Source organism: Pseudomonas sp. GW821-FHT02C04 (assembly GCF_059421845.1).
This window is the reverse complement of sequence record NZ_JBWKVT010000008.1, coordinates 290,067-304,814: the sequence shown is the minus strand read 5'-3', so window position 1 is coordinate 304,814 and position 14,748 is coordinate 290,067. Positions and strand designations below refer to the sequence as shown.

The following is a 14,748-nucleotide window of genomic DNA, read 5'->3' as shown; positions in this document are numbered from 1 at the left end:
CACTTGAGAATCCGGGGGATATTCCCCACCCGTTTCCCCGTTTTTCCGACCCGGCGGATTTGCCCCGAAAGTGGGGAAAACCGGGTTGAAGCTTTACAACGGCGCATCCGCCGCCAGCCCTTGCAAACGCCGGTACTGGCGCAGGACGCTGGGCACATAACGCTGGGTTTCGGCGAACGGCGGGATCACCCGGCCACGGCTCAACACCGCGTCGGGGCCAGCGTTGTAGGCCGCCACGGCCAGGGCGATATCGTTGTCGAAGAGGGTCATAAGGCGCTTGAGATAACGGGCCCCGCCCTGGATGTTGGCCTTGGGGTCATAGACGTCGGTCACCCCCAGTTCCCGGGCGGTGTCGGGCATCAGTTGCATCAGCCCGCCGGCGCCTTTGGCCGAGGTGGCGCCGGGGTTGTAGTTCGACTCGGCGTTGATCACCGCGTGCAGCAGTGCCTCCGGCAAGTGATTGGCCGTGGCCGCCGCCGACACCAGTTCCGCGTAGGGCTGGTTGGCGATCAGTTGCGGTTGCCGGTCAAGGCTGACCACGGGCATTTGCGCCTCGTGGATCACCCGTTCGTAGGTGCGTCCGGGGCGGTGGACGTTGGACAGCACGTAGCTGCCCTTGGCGTCCACGGAGACAAACACATCGGCCTCGGCGATGCCGGTCAACAGCATGCAGCCAAGCAGTCCTGCGCAGATTGGATTGAGCATTGGGCCTCCCCTGACAGGCCCCGAAAAATTGGGGGAAATGCCCCACTGACCTGTCGTGAATCAGCCGTACGCAAGCACTGTGCCGACTCTCGAGAAGCCCGTATTTCAAGGGCTTCAGCCCGCACGCAGGATTTATCGGGGGCTGAGCATGGCAATTGCATAAGCCCTCAGGCGACTCGGCTGCCACTCACCGGAGGTCATCATGAAGCTGCATGTTCGTCCGCGCGCCCAACGGGGTTTCACCCTGCTCGAATTGCTCGTGGTGCTGGTGGTGCTCGGCCTGTTGGCCGGGATCGTCGCGCCCAAATATTTCGCCCAGCTGGGGCGCTCCGAAGTGAAAGTCGCCAAGGCGCAGATCGAAGGCCTGGGCAAGGCACTGGACTTGTATCGGCTGGAGGTCGGCCACTACCCGTCCACCGAACAGGGCTTGCAGGCACTGGTGACGGCACCGAGCGACGAGGCGAAATGGACCGGCCCGTACTTGCAGAAAAAACTCCCGCAGGACCCATGGGGCCGTAACTACACCTACCGCTACCCCGGTGAAAACGCCGAATACGACCTGCTGTCGATGGGCAAGGACGGCCAGCCCGGCGGCGAAGGCGAAAACGCCGAAGTCACCAACTGGCAATGAGCGGAGCACACGGCATGCGTTTTCATCTGAAGGCAGTGGGCAAGACCGGCGTGGTGACGCTGAACATCGAGGCGCCCGGTCACAGCGAAGCACGGCGCATCGCCGAGGATCAGGGCTTGCGCGTGGTCAGCCTGCACGCCGAGCGTCACTGGCGTTCGTTGCGCCTGAGCCAACGTGAGACCTTCAACCTGGTGTTGTTCAGCCAGGAGCTGACCACGTTGCTCAATGCCGGCCTGCCGTTGATCGATGCACTGGAAAGCCTGGCGGAAAAAGAAACCGCGCCTGCCGCCCGTAAAACCTTGAGCGAGCTGGTGCGACTGCTGTACGAGGGGAAATCGTTTTCCCAGGCGTTGGCCCAGTTGTCGGCGGTTTTCCCGCCGCTGTACGTGGCGCTGGTACAGTCCAGCGAGAAGACCGGCGCGGTCGGCGATGCGCTGGGTCGTTATGTCTGCTATCGCCAGCGCATGGACGAGGTGCGGCAGAAGATCGTCAGCGCCTCGATCTACCCCTTGCTGTTGCTGGTGGTCGGCGGTGGCGTGGTGCTGTTTTTGATGGGCTACGTGGTGCCGCGCTTCAGCCTGGTGTTCGAAGGACTGGGCTCGAACCTGCCGTGGCTGTCGCAGATTCTGATGAGCAGCGGCATGTTCCTGCACGCGCATCAGGGTGAGTTTTTCGGGATTCTGGCGGCGATCATCACCGCCCTCGCCGTGTTGCAGAAACAACCGGCGTTTCGCCGTGGGCTGGATCGGCTGGTGGAAAAACTCCCCGCCGTGCACCAGCGGATATTCATGTATGAGCTGGCGCGGTTTTACCGATCACTGGGGATTCTGCTGCAAGGCGGGATTCCGCTGGTGACCGCCATGGGCATGGTGCGCGGCCTGCTCACCGTAGCCTCGCGGGCGCGACTCGACCAGGCCTGCGAGCGGGTGCGCGAGGGGCAATCGCTGTCCACCGCGCTGGAACTCAATCGGCTGGTGACGCCCGTGTCCCTGCGCCTGCTGCGCGCTGGCGAGCAGTCCGGCAACCTCGGGCAAATGATGGAACGCAGCGCCGATTTCTACGACGAGGAAATCAGCCGCTGGATCGAGTGGTTCGTGCGGTTGTTCGAACCGCTGCTCATGACCTTCATCGGCCTGTTGATCGGGGTGATCGTGATCCTGATGTACATCCCGATCTTCGAACTCGCTTCAAGCATTCACTGACCCCGGGAACGGGTCGACTCAAGCGCAACACTGCACATCCAGGTTCCCAATCAAGACAACAAAGACGGAGAACGATATGCACATTCAAAAGCTCATGCTCGCAATGGCCATCGGCGCAGTCCTGTCGGCGTCTACCGTATTGATCCCGGACAACCTGTCCGGGGTGTCCAGCGTTCAGGCCAAGGAAGGTGGAAGTGGGGGTGGCGGAGGTAGTGGCGGTGGTGGAGGCGGCAATGGCGGGGGTGGCGGCGGAAATGGCGGGGGTGGCGGCGGAAATGGGGGCGGCGGTGGAGGCAACGGAGGGGGTGGTAACGGCGGAGGGGGCGGCGGCAACGGTGGCAGTGGCGGTGGCGGCAATGGCGGTAGCCACGGCGGCAGCGGCAGTGGTGGCAACAGTGGCAGTGACGGCGGTGGAAACAGTGGCCACAGCGGCAGCGACCATGGTTCGGGCCATACCGGTGACAGCGCCTCTTCAGGACGCAACGGCACCCACGCCGAAGCGGGCGACGATCATGGCGTTCATCGGGCCGGAGAAATCGGCGATGACCATGGGGTTCATCGTGCAGGCGAAATCGGTGATGACCACGGCGTACACCGCGCGGGCGAAATCGGTGACGACCATGGCGTACATGCCGCAGGCGAACCCGGCGATGATCGCGGGGTTCACGTTGGCGGCGAGCCAGGCGATGACAAGCGCGCCAACTGAGCAACGCTGAAGATTGTGCGAGCGGCTGGGGCTACAACACCCCCTGACGCTGATCCAGCCGCTCGCGCAAAAACTCGATCAACGCCTGCACTGGCCGCGATGCCTGACGATGCTGCGGATACACCGCCGACAGGATCAACGGCTCCGGACGCAAATCATCCAGCACCGGCACCAGTCGTCCATCCTTCAGCGCGGCCCCGACAATGAACGTCGGCAGGTAGGTAATCCCCATCCCCGCCACCGCTGCATCCCGCAGCAACTCGCCGTTGTTGACCCGCATCCGCCCGGTGACATTCACCAACTGCGGCTTGCCCTGCCCCGCGTTGAACCGCCACTGCACCGAACGCCCGTGGCCGTAAGGCAGGCAGTCATGGCTGAGCAGATCCTCCGGTTTGACCGGCGTGCCGCGCTCGGCCAGATACGCGGGACTGGCGCAGTACACCCGCTCGATGGCAGCGATGCGTCGGGCGATCAGGGTCGAGTCTTCCAGCACGCCGATGCGCAACGCCAGGTCGTAGCCCTCGCCGAGCAAGTCCACCGGCCGGTCACTCAGATCGACCTCCACCGTCACCTCGCGATAACGCTGCAAGAACAGCGGCAGCAGACACCCCAGATGCGCCACCGCAAACGACAGCGGCGCGCTGACACGAATCGTCCCGCGCGGTTCGGCGGTCTGCCCGGCGATGCCCTGCTCCACCTGTTCGACTTCGCTTAACAGCCGCAGCGCCGATTCGTAATAGCTCTGGCCCAGCGGCGTCACGTCCAGGCGCCGGGTCGAGCGGTTGAGCAGACGCACGCCGAGGCGTTCCTCCAGTTGCATCAACCGACGGCTGACGAACTGCTTGGACAGGCCCAACTGATCGGCCGCCGCTGTGAAGCTGCCGGAGTCCATCACCTGGCAAAAAATACGCATGTCTTCGAACGGGTTCATTGTCACTCTCTGGTTGACAGTTAAACGCTTTATAGCCGCTTTTTCACTTTCCGGCACCTCATTAATCTGTGCTCACGGTGTTGCTGAGGCCTGAAGCCCAGCGCCACAGCAGCCCGATCCCAAGGCATACAAAAACTCGAACGACTTAAAAAGGAATTGCACATGAACATCAAGAAAACCCTCGCCGCTTCCCTCCTCGCCCTGTCCATCGGCAACGCGTTCGCTGCCGAAAGCACTGGCGTCGAACACACCACCCAGGCCTTCCTTGACGCCCTCGCCGCTGGCGGTGGCAAACCGCTTGAGCAACTGAGCCCGAAAGACGCCCGTGCGGTGCTGACCGGTGCCCAGGCTTCGGTGAAGGTTGACCTGTCCGGTGTTGACGTCAGCGACAAGGCAATCAAGGTCGATGGCCAGACGATCAACCTGAAAGTGGTGCGCCCGGCCAAGGTCAAGGGCGAACTGCCGGTGTTCATGTTCTTCCACGGTGGCGGCTGGGTGCTGGGCGACTTCCCGACGCACCAACGCTTGATTCGTGATCTGGTGGTGGGTTCTGGCGCGGTCGCGGTGTATGTCGATTACACGCCGTCGCCGGAAGCGCAGTACCCGACCGCGATCAATCAGGCCTACGCCGCAACGAAATGGGTGGCCGAGCACGGCAAGGACATCGGTGTCGACGGCAAGCGTCTGGCGGTGGCCGGCAACAGCGTCGGCGGCAACATGGCGGCGGTCGTGGCGCTGATGGCCAAGGAGCAGAAAACCCCGGCCCTGCGCTTCCAGTTGCTGATGTGGCCGGTGACCAACGCCGGGTTCGATAACGGCTCGTACCAGCAATTCGCTGAGGGCCACTTCCTCACCAAGGGCATGATGCAGTGGTTCTGGGACAACTACACCACCAACCCGGCCGAGCGTGCGCAGATCCATGCCTCGCCGCTCAATGCCAGCAGCGAACAGCTCAAGGGCCTGCCCGCCGCGCTGGTGCAAACCGCCGAGTTCGACGTGCTGCGTGACGAAGGCGAAGGCTACGCCCGCCACCTCGATGCGGCCGGCGTGCCGGTGACCTCGGTGCGCTACAACGGGATGATTCATGACTTCGGCCTGCTCAATCCACTGAACGGGATACCTGAAGTGAAGGCCGCCGTGCGCCAGGCAGCGGCAGAACTCAAGACTCACCTGAACTGAGTGCAACCCCTCGCCACACCTTCGGGTGTGGCGTTTTCTTTTGTGCCCGCCGGAGTTCACCTCATGAGCCTTTTTTCTGCCCACCTGCTGTCCTGGAGTGCCCTGCTGCTGGTGCTCGACACCCTGCTCTGGCATCTCGCGCCGTTCAAACATCGTGCGCAACGGGTCGCTGTGCGACTGGTGCTGTTTCTGGGCTTCAACGCACTGGTCATCAACGCCGGTGTCAGCCCGTTGCAGGCGCCGTTGTTTGCCGATGACCCGGTGGCGCAACTCGGGGCGACGGCACTGGGGATTCTCTGGTGGCTGTACGCCGCGCGGGTGCTGACCGAAGTCATCGGCCTGATCCTGATGCGCCGCATCGGCCACAGCGGCCGGCTGTTGCAGGACGTGATCGGGGCGCTGGTGTTTCTCGCGGCCATCGTCGCGGCGGCCGGTTATGTGCTGGATCTGCCGGTCAAAGGCCTGCTGGCGACCTCCGGCGTGGTGGCGATCGTCATCGGTCTGGCGCTGCAAAGCACCTTGGCCGACGTGTTTTCCGGCATCGTGCTCAACACCACCAAGCCGTATCAGGTGGATGATCTGGTGGTCATCGACGGCGTCGAAGGCAAGGTGCTCGACATCAACTGGCGCGCCACGCACCTGCTGACCAGCACCGGCACCCTGGCCGTGGTACCGAACTCGGTGGCGGCCAAGGCCAAAATCGTCAACCTCAGCCGGCCGAACAACCTGCACGGCGTGTCGATCAGCATCAAGGTGCCGAACCACATCCGCCCGCGCCGGGTACTCGACGCCCTTGACCGCACGCTGCAAGGCAGCAGCAGTCTGTTGCTGTCGCCTGCACCGAAAGCCGTGTTGAAAGAGGCCGGCGAAGAGATGTCGGAATACGTGGCCAGCGGTTTCATCGCCGAACTGGGCAAAAAAGCTGAAGTGCGCAATCAACTGTTCGACCTCGCCCATCGCCATCTCGAAGCCGCCGGTATTTCGCGGCATCCAGACGGCGTGATCGAACCGTCGACCCGCGCCCGCGCCCTGCTCGATGAAGTGAAAATCTTCCGCTCGCTGAGCCATGAAGAACGCGATCGTCTCGCCGAATCGATGGTCGCCCAGCAGTACAGCGCCGGGCAGGTGGTACTCAATCTGGAGGAAGTGCCGGACAGCCTGTTCGTGATCGCTACCGGCGTGGTCAGCGCCAGTGTGCCGGACGGCAATGGTTTCACCGAAGCCGGGCGCATGGGCCCAAGCGAAGTCATGGGCGAGCAGAGCATTCTGGCCGATACACCTTCGCAGGCGACGTTTACCGCGCTGACGTCTTCGATCATTTATCGCCTCGACAAGAACCTCACTCGCCAGTGCATGGAACAGCGCGGCGAAGTCGGCCAGGCGTTGAACAAGTTGCAGGCAGTGCGGCAGCAGAACAGTCGGCTGGCGTTGATGACCAATCCTGTGCCGGTGCGCAAGGGTGGTTTTTTGGGGTGGTTGCAGAAGCGTTGAGCCCTTTCCAACAGACAAAAAAATGCCCGCTCTTCAGCGGGCATTTTTTTCAGCCAATTACTTGGCAGTGAACTTGGTGTAGCTGTTGATCAGGTTGCGATAGTTCGGCAGGCGATTCGACAGCAGATTCGCCAAACCTTCCATGTCGTTGCGCCAGTCGCCCTGCAGCTCGCAAGCCACGGAGAACCAGTTCAACAGCTGAGCACCGGCCGCCGACATGCGCGCCCACGCCGCTTGCTGCACGGTTTCGTTGAAGGTGCCGGACGAGTCGGTCACCACAAACACTTCAAAACCTTCAGCCAGTGCCGACAGGGTCGGGAACGCCACGCAAACGTCAGTCACCACACCGGCGATGATCAGTTGCTTGCGGCCGGTGGCCTTGATGGCCTTGACGAAGTCTTCGTTGTCCCAGGCGTTGATCTGGCCTGGACGCTGAATGAACGGCGCGTCCGGGAATTGTTCGCGCAGTTCAGGCACGATCGGGCCGTTAGGGCCGGCGTCGAAACTGGTGGTGAGGATGGTTGGCAGTTTGAAGAACTTGGCGATGTCGCCCAGGGCCAGCACGTTGTTCTTGAATTCGTTCGGCGAGAAATCCTGCACCAGCGAGATCAGGCCGGTCTGGTGGTCGACCAGCAGGACCACGGCGTCGTCTTTGTTCAGGCGCTTGTAAGGAACGTTGCTCATGTGAAACTCCTCGGGGATGGGTGATGCGGCAAGCGCCGGCCATGCAGACCGGCGCCGTTTACGGGATCAGAAAGCGAAGCAGGAGCAGCCGAACGCGCCCCAGAAACCGGCGAAATCGCTGACCGGCGCATTCGACATACGGGCTTTTTCATGGCTGTGGGTATGCACCGCACACGGGCCGCTGCACTGATGCACCTGGGCCTGCAATGGCGAATTCGGGCGCCAGTGGCCCGGGACTTTCACCACTGGCGACCAGTCCGGCAGCACCGGCAATGCACGTGGGCCGAGGTCTTCGAAGTCGCCGGCGGAATAAACGATCTTGCCGCCGACCACCGTCAGCACCGACTCGATCCACTTGATCGCTTCTTCCTCGACGTGGAAGAAGTCCGCGCTCAGCGCCGCCAGATCCGCCAGTTGACCGACCTTGATCTGGCCCTTGTTGCCCTGCTCGGACGAGAACCAGGCGCTGCCGTGGGTAAACAGTTCCAGCGCGGTGGCGCGCGGCAAACCCTCTTCATACAGCGCCAGACCGCCAACGGTGCGACCGCTGACCATCCAGTACAGCGAAGTCCACGGGTTGTAACTGGACACCCGCGTGGCGTCGGTACCCGCGCCGACCGGTACGCCTTCGGCGAGCATGCGTTTGATCGGTGGCGTGGCTTCGGCGGCCTGCTTGCCGTAACGGTCGACGAAGTACTCACCCTGGAACGCCATGCGATCCTGGATCGCAATACCGCCGCCCAGCGCCTTCACCCGCTCGATGTTTTGCGGAGTGATGGTTTCGGCGTGGTCGAAGAACCACGGCAAACCGTTGAACGGAATGTCACGGTTGACCTTCTCGAACACATCCAGCATGCGGCTGATGGATTCGTTATAGGTGGCATGCAGACGGAACGGCCAGCGCTGCTCGACCAGGTGGCGCACCACCGGCTCCAGTTCCTGTTCCATGGTCTGCGGCAGGTCCGGGCGCGGTTCGAGGAAGTCTTCGAAGTCAGCCGCCGAGAACACCAGCATTTCCCCGGCGCCGTTGTGACGCAGGAAGTCATCGCCCTGATGCAACTTGACGCTGCCGGTCCAGTTCTGGAAATCGGTCAGCTCTTCTTTCGGCTTCTGGGTGAACAGGTTGTAAGCGATGCGCACGGTCAACTGGTCGTCTTTGGCCAGTTGTTCGATCACCTGGTAATCGTCCGGGTAGTTCTGGAAACCACCGCCGGCATCGATGGCGCTGGTCAGGCCGAGGCGATTGAGTTCGCGCATGAACTGGCGGGTCGAGTTGACCTGATATTCCAGCGGCAGCTTCGGCCCCTTGGCCAGCGTCGAGTACAGAATCATCGCGTTCGGCCGCGCCACCAGCATGCCGGTCGGGTTGCCGTTGGCATCACGCACGATCTCGCCGCCCGGCGGGTTTGGCGTGTCGCGGGTGTAACCGGCCACGCGCAACGCGGCGCGGTTGAGCAACGCACGGTCGTACAGGTGCAGGATGAACACCGGGGTGTCCGGCGCTGCCTGGTTGATTTCTTCGAGGGTCGGCATGCGCTTTTCAGCGAACTGGAATTCGTTCCAGCCACCGACCACGCGCACCCATTGCGGGGTCGGCGTGCGGTCGGCCTGATCCTTGAGCATGCGCAGCGCATCGGCCAGCGACGGTACACCTTCCCAGCGCAGTTCGAGGTTGTAGTTCAAGCCGCCACGGATCAGGTGCAAGTGCGAGTCGTTGAGGCCGGGAATCACGCAGCGGCCCTTGAGGTCGACCACTTGGGTGCCGGCGCCGCGCAGGGCCATGGCTTGCGCATCATTGCCGACGACGGCGAAGCGGCCGTCCTTGATCGCCACGGCACTGGCGAGGGGTTTTGTGCGGTCTACGGTATGAAATTGGCCATTGAACAGAATCAGATCAGCGTTGGCGTTCATCGCAGTTCCTTCGATATTAGTGAAACGAAGCCCAGACCTGCCGGCTCAGCGCGGCGGGTTGGTGTTGGAATCCAGGTGTTGATGGGGCTGACTGGCTGTCAGCCACGGTGCGAACAGGCGGGTCGCGGCCGGCATGCAGACGTACACCACCGACAGCACGATGGTCAGGGTGATCAGGAACGTGGCGACCACGTAGTTGGACAGGAAGGCATTGAGTTGCAGCAGCGGCCCCCAGATCAGCGGCACCAGCAAGGTATGCGGCAGAATCACGAACAGCGTCACCACAGCCTGCTTCCAGCGCGGTGGCGGCGAGGCGGCATCGGCCAGTGGCGTGAACCAGAACTCGTTGGCCGCATTGACCTCGGTCTGGTCACCGTCGGCGAGCATCGGCGCCGCTTCATCGATCAGTTTTTGACGCTGCGGCGAATCGAGCCAGCGCTGCATCGCCTCGGTCGAGCAATAACGCAGCACGCAAGTGAACAGAGCGAGGCCGCCCTGCTTGCTGCGCATCACGTCCACGCCCAGGTGCCCTTCTTCGCGCCCCGCCACGCTGACGATATTGCGCAGCCAGGCTTCGTACGGTTGTTCGAAACCGGCCTTGACCCGATGCTTGACGATCAACGTCACAGTTTCTTCGGGTCCCGGGGTTTTCAGGGTCTGGGAATCAGGCATAACGGAGCACTCCGGGCAAACGAACATTGAGCGCCAGCCGTCCCGGCCCGGCGATCAGAACAGTGGTGAAGAGGATCAACAGCAACCAGCCGAACTGCCCTTCGGCCACACTCCATTGCGGATGCACGAGCAGCAGCGCCACCAGCAGCACAAAGAGAATAGGCAAGCACGCCAGACGCGCCAGCACCCCGGCGACGATCAGCAGCGGGCAGAGGACTTCGGCGAAGATCGCCAGTATCAAAGTGAGGTGGGCACCGAGGTGAAACGGGTCTTCGATCAATTGCAGCTGCGCGGTGAAGTCCAGCAGCTTGGGCAAGCCGTGGACGAACAGCAGAAACAACCCGCCGGTGACCCGCAGGAACAGCAGGCCGAGGTTTTGCGCCTGGTCATTGCGTTGTACAGCGTTCATGGGCCCACCCTTGATCAATCATTGCAGGCAATGGTGCAACGATTGATCGGGGGGAAATTGGATGGGTGTGCTCTCTTGGTCTAGAAACTCATTCCGTGATCGTTCCCACGCTCTGCGTGGGAATGCAGCCCGTGACGCTCCGCGTCCCAACCGTCCAAAGCCGAAAACCTTATTCCCTCCTCCGGTCACCGCGTATCCACGATGGTGTACCGACGCGGTTCGAAAACCGTGGCTGCCGTCGAGTCCGGCACTTGGTCCGTTCTCACTGAGAACATGATGCTCAATACAGTCCCTACTTCCAGCGATAGCAAATAGTCGGACGGGAGTCTCACGGTGTAGCCTCGATTCGTGACCCAGGCCTGATGAACCGCATTGCGATCGCTTGTCCAGATACTTCGATTGTTCACGGCGCCATTGGCCGCGAAGCCCATCAGGGTGAGTTCCAGCCGTTGGCTTCTCGCCATGTGTATCCAGCCGCCGAACGTCAGGTTCGCTACGAACACGATGTCTTTTTTATCCAGTTCGAGAGAGCCTTTCGCCTCGTCGATCACGGGGGATATGAGCAAGTTGCTCGGGATCGGCAGCACGGATAGCGCCAAGGGTTGCAATTGCACCGCGGGAGCACCGCCGCGTACGTAGGAGGCGGTGGCTTCAACGGATTTACCGATGCTGAAGGCCACCAGTGAGACAGGCGCCGATAGTTCTCTGGGCGTGATACCGACATCGACAGGAAGCGATTTGTAAGAACCCGCCAGCGGTGTGCCTGGCTCGGCGTTCCATTCCACAGTGACCTTGTCACTAGGCTGGCTCAGATAATCGAGCACAAACGTCAGCGTATTAATGGCTGCAGAAGGATTCAAATGAGTGTTGCCGGTTGATTCCTTGATCCGCACTTCGCGGTTTTCCAGAACGTTGATCGTCCAGGATCTGGATACCCCTCCAGCGGCGTACCGACCTGTGAAGACGTGAAGGCCCGTGGTCAATCCGCGGGCCGAATATTCCCACGCCCCCGCAATCACCGGAGCCGTGCCAAGCCGTGTTTCCCCATCAAAAACAATCACTGGCTCTGTGGCTGCGCCGGACAAGGTGACGCGGGTGAACAACGTTTCACCGTGATCGTCTACTTGCCGGCCGTCCGGATCAACGATCCGTTCGATCCTTGGCGCGCTCGTGGGATCCGTCAGGACGATGTAGTTTCGGTGGGCAAAGGGTTGGGCAAGAGCGGGATCCTGACTGCCTTGCAAACCGACCATCAATATCAGGCTCAATACGCTGCCGTGCTTGAGGCTCCGCAGATCCGTGGTGGGATGAATCGTCTCGTAGTAGCCGAAACGATTGAACTCATCCGCGATCACATTGCCTGGCGGACGCCAGTAGGGTCGGTCAAAAATGCTGTTGTCGGCATTGACGCCAAGTAGACGCAACCAGAGAAATTGCCCCCTGGTACTTAGCGTCCACGCGTTGATTCGCAGTGTGAAGCTGCCCAAACCATCAAGATTCAGAAACCGACCCTCGCCAAGCTGATCGGCCTCGGTGATCAAAGCCCTGGGCAGATCGCGTTGCGCCAGCGTCAAGACATACAGCACCAGCGGATCGGAAGTCACCGGGGCAGCGTTGCCGCGGGTGATCGTGTAAGTCACGGTCACCGTCTGGCCCAGATTGAAGGTTGTCAGCGTGAACGGCAGTCGAATCAGCATTGGCCGAACGGTGCCGACGCCGACGGCAGAGGTGGTATGCGAGCCATTGCTTCCGGTGGCCGGGTCGCCGGTAAACGTCACACTCACGCTGTCGCCGGATTGCAGCGTTGGGTCCGTCACCTCGACCGTCAGTGTGTTGCGCACGTTCTGCGGGTCCAGCAGGAATGTACTCGGGTTTTCCTGAAGGGTCGGAGGCGGTGGAGCGGCGACGTTTGCGTTGGGGCTGTTGGCAGTCATCGTTCTGTCCCGGTGCGCGTGTGATATGGCCCTCGAAAGGCATTGGATCAATCACACACCCACACACGGGCCAGCGCTACTGTCAGAACTTACAGGTGGAGCGATATTCCGGACAAACGGCGCGATTACACCGCCGGAATATCCAGCGTCACCGACATGAACTGACTGATCCGCGACCGCAGCCATTTCTCCGCCGGGTCGTTGTCATGCACCCCGCTCCACGCCATCGACAGTTGCGCCGCATCGATGGGAAACGGCGGATCTTCAGCTCGCAACGCACAGCCTTCGACCAACGCGCACGCGGCATAATCCGGCACGGTCGCGATCATCTCGGTGCCCGCCAGCAGCGCGCGCAAGCCACTGAACTGTGGCACCCCGAGCACCACCCGGCGACTGCGGCCGACCTTGGCCAGGTCCACGTCGATGTTGCCGCTCAAATCCCCCGAGAACGACACCATCGCATGAGGCCGCTCGCAGTATTCGTCGAGGGTCAGCGGACCCGGGCGGTTATCGCCGCGCAATACCTTGCAGGGAATGTCGCGCAGCTTCTTGCGCTTGGCGTTGGCCGGCAGATCGGTGGTGTAGCTCACGCCAACTGAGATTTCCCCGGACGCCAGCAACGTCGGCATCAACAGGTAGTTGGCGCGGCGCACCACGACCACGATCCCCGGTGCCTCTTCCTGCAACTGGCGTAGCAATGGCGGGAACAGCCCGAACTCGGCGTCATCCGACAGGCCGATGCGGAACACGTCGCAACTGGTCGCCGGATCGAATTCCTTGGCCCGGCTGACCGCGCCGGAAATCACGTCCATTGCCGGTTGCAGCTCCTGAAGAATCGCCAGTGCCCGCGCTGTCGGTTCCATGCCGCGACCGTTGCGCAGCAGCAGCGGATCGTCGAACAGATCACGCAACCGGCCCAGCGCCGCACTCACCGCTGGTTGGCCCATGAACAGTTTTTCGGCGACGCGGGTCAGGTTCTTTTCGAACATCAATGCTTCGAAAATCACCAGCAGGTTCATGTCGACGCGGCGCAGATCGTTTCGGTTCATGGGCGTGTTTTCCTTTTTGGCCAGGCGCAAGTGCTACGCACTTTACTTGATCGGCGGCCATTCGAAATCAGCTTTGGTGGCGGAATTAACAACGTTTAACTCGTCAGCTTTCGCCCCTCGCCAAACAATGAATCCCTCTGCGCAGCGTTGTTTTATTGACCTGAGGGAAAGTGCTGACCGTGCTTCCCCTCCCGACACGGACCTTGGCCATGGCTCATTCACAGCAAACCGTCGCCCTCGCCCCTGCCAGCGAACCCCGCAAGATCAACACCGGTGGCCTCAGCCCGCAGCGCGAACGCTTGGTGAAACAACTGATCCTCGAACGCCTCGGCGACAGCCTTGAAGTCACCGAACTGGCCAACGCCTGCGCACTGTCGCGCAGTCACTTTTCCCGGGCGTTCAAGTGCAGCACCGGGTATTCGCCGCAAGACTGGATCCGCACCCAGCGCATTGCCCGGGCCAAACTGTTGATCCAGCACACCAACCACAGCCTCACGCAAATCAGCCTGGAATGTGGCTTCTGCGATCAGGCGCACTTCTGCCACATCTTCACTCGCAGCGAAGGGATCAATCCGTTTGCCTGGCGTTGTCAGGTCATGAAAAACCGCTGAGGCGGTGTTATTCCCGAGCCATCCGCTGAGCCAGCCGCGCCACCCGTTCGCCCAGGTGCGCGGCGGTTTGTTGGTCTTCCAGCGGCGGTGCCTGTTCGGGCGGCTGCTCGACGCAGGATTGAGACATGGCGCCGAGGGAACTGCCGAGACGATTCAATTGACCGTCGAAAACGCCTGCGCATGCACGCGCCGGCAGCAGATCGAGCCCGACCCAGATCATCGAATGCTGGGCCGCGAACACCGCCAGTTGCAGCAGGGTATTGAGTTTGTCGCCACACAGGCTGCCGGAGTTGGTGAAGCCCGCTGCGAGTTTGTTGCGCCACGGCCGGGCGAGGTAGAACGAGGCCGTAGCCTCCATGAATTGCTTGAACGCCGCCGAGGCGCTGCCCATGTAGGTCGGCGCGCCGAAGATGATGGCGTCGGCGCGGTGCAAGTCATCCCAGTGGTTTTCCACGTCTTCCACCGCCAGCAACAGGCAGGTGCTGCCCACGTGGCGCTCCACACCCTGGGCCACAGCCTGGGCCATGACGCGGGTGTGCCCGTAGCCACTGTGATAGACCACCACTACCTTGCTCATCGCAGCGTCCTCCGGACGTATGCACTCCATTGCCTTGGAGTTTTGGCTCTAGCGCG

Annotated in this window: 15 protein-coding genes; 6 read left to right on the top strand and 9 right to left on the bottom strand. The window is 61.9% G+C overall.

The window, feature by feature from the left end:
- Window positions 1-93 precede the first annotated feature (93 nt).
- Window positions 94-705, bottom strand: a complete 612-nt coding sequence (locus tag AC07VV_RS25680) for a lytic transglycosylase domain-containing protein (protein WP_495037838.1) — start codon at window positions 703-705, stop codon at window positions 94-96.
- A 202-nt stretch (window positions 706-907) separates the two neighbouring features.
- On the opposite strand from AC07VV_RS25680, the gene gspG reads away from it, so the two are divergent.
- The 3 genes from gspG to AC07VV_RS25665 all read left to right on the top strand — a co-directional run bounded on the left by gspG (window position 908) and on the right by AC07VV_RS25665 (window position 3,244).
- Window positions 908-1,336 (top strand): type II secretion system major pseudopilin GspG, encoded by a 429-nt coding sequence (gene gspG / locus AC07VV_RS25675; RefSeq protein WP_207868228.1) that lies wholly within the window; start codon window positions 908-910, stop codon window positions 1,334-1,336.
- Between the two features lie 14 nt (window positions 1,337-1,350).
- Window positions 1,351-2,538 carry a type II secretion system F family protein gene (locus AC07VV_RS25670; protein ID WP_495037837.1) on the top strand — a complete coding sequence of 396 codons (1,188 nt, stop codon included), beginning with the start codon at window positions 1,351-1,353 and terminating at the stop codon, window positions 2,536-2,538.
- Window positions 2,539-2,614: 76 nt separating this feature from the next.
- Window positions 2,615-3,244: a hypothetical protein gene (locus AC07VV_RS25665; protein ID WP_495037836.1), complete on the top strand. Its 630-nt coding sequence runs from the start codon at window positions 2,615-2,617 to the stop codon at window positions 3,242-3,244.
- A gap of 31 nt (window positions 3,245-3,275) precedes the next feature.
- Here AC07VV_RS25665 and AC07VV_RS25660 read toward each other — a convergent pair whose 3' ends face one another.
- Complete coding sequence (locus tag AC07VV_RS25660; protein ID WP_102621583.1) at window positions 3,276-4,175, bottom strand: LysR family transcriptional regulator; 900 nt, start codon at window positions 4,173-4,175, stop codon at window positions 3,276-3,278.
- A 162-nt stretch (window positions 4,176-4,337) separates the two neighbouring features.
- On the opposite strand from AC07VV_RS25660, the gene AC07VV_RS25655 reads away from it, so the two are divergent.
- Window positions 4,338-5,354 (top strand): alpha/beta hydrolase, encoded by a 1,017-nt coding sequence (locus AC07VV_RS25655; protein WP_495037835.1) that lies wholly within the window; start codon window positions 4,338-4,340, stop codon window positions 5,352-5,354.
- Between the two features lie 63 nt (window positions 5,355-5,417).
- Window positions 5,418-6,845 carry a mechanosensitive ion channel domain-containing protein gene (locus AC07VV_RS25650; protein WP_495037834.1) on the top strand — a complete coding sequence of 476 codons (1,428 nt, stop codon included), beginning with the start codon at window positions 5,418-5,420 and terminating at the stop codon, window positions 6,843-6,845.
- A 57-nt stretch (window positions 6,846-6,902) separates the two neighbouring features.
- On the opposite strand, the gene ycaC is transcribed toward AC07VV_RS25650, so the two are convergent.
- The 6 genes from ycaC to AC07VV_RS25620 form a co-directional block, all read right to left on the bottom strand.
- Complete coding sequence (gene ycaC, locus AC07VV_RS25645) at window positions 6,903-7,529, bottom strand: isochorismate family cysteine hydrolase YcaC (RefSeq protein WP_096821302.1); 627 nt, start codon at window positions 7,527-7,529, stop codon at window positions 6,903-6,905.
- Window positions 7,530-7,595: 66 nt separating this feature from the next.
- On the bottom strand, window positions 7,596-9,440 hold the full coding sequence (locus AC07VV_RS25640) for an amidohydrolase (protein WP_495037833.1): 1,845 nt from the start codon (window positions 9,438-9,440) through the stop codon (window positions 7,596-7,598).
- Window positions 9,441-9,485: 45 nt separating this feature from the next.
- Window positions 9,486-10,112, bottom strand: coding sequence for an antibiotic biosynthesis monooxygenase (locus AC07VV_RS25635; RefSeq protein WP_495037832.1), 627 nt, complete (start codon window positions 10,110-10,112; stop codon window positions 9,486-9,488).
- A complete protein-coding gene (locus AC07VV_RS25630; protein ID WP_085698570.1) occupies window positions 10,105-10,521 on the bottom strand; it encodes a DoxX family protein in 417 nt (138 codons plus the stop codon). The genes AC07VV_RS25635 and AC07VV_RS25630 overlap by 8 nt, the downstream gene beginning before the upstream one ends.
- 185 nt (window positions 10,522-10,706) lie before the next feature.
- Window positions 10,707-12,455: a hypothetical protein gene (locus tag AC07VV_RS25625; protein ID WP_495037831.1), complete on the bottom strand. Its 1,749-nt coding sequence runs from the start codon at window positions 12,453-12,455 to the stop codon at window positions 10,707-10,709.
- A gap of 125 nt (window positions 12,456-12,580) precedes the next feature.
- Window positions 12,581-13,504, bottom strand: coding sequence for a LysR family transcriptional regulator (locus AC07VV_RS25620; protein WP_102621576.1), 924 nt, complete (start codon window positions 13,502-13,504; stop codon window positions 12,581-12,583).
- A 209-nt stretch (window positions 13,505-13,713) separates the two neighbouring features.
- Here AC07VV_RS25620 and AC07VV_RS25615 point away from each other — a divergent pair, with 209 nt between their 5' ends.
- On the top strand, window positions 13,714-14,115 hold the full coding sequence (locus AC07VV_RS25615; protein WP_457379325.1) for a helix-turn-helix domain-containing protein: 402 nt from the start codon (window positions 13,714-13,716) through the stop codon (window positions 14,113-14,115).
- 7 nt (window positions 14,116-14,122) lie between these two features.
- Here the strand turns inward: AC07VV_RS25615 and AC07VV_RS25610 are convergent, their stop codons facing one another.
- Window positions 14,123-14,692: a flavodoxin family protein gene (locus tag AC07VV_RS25610; RefSeq protein WP_495037830.1), complete on the bottom strand. Its 570-nt coding sequence runs from the start codon at window positions 14,690-14,692 to the stop codon at window positions 14,123-14,125.
- Between the last annotated feature and the right edge of the window lie 56 nt (window positions 14,693-14,748).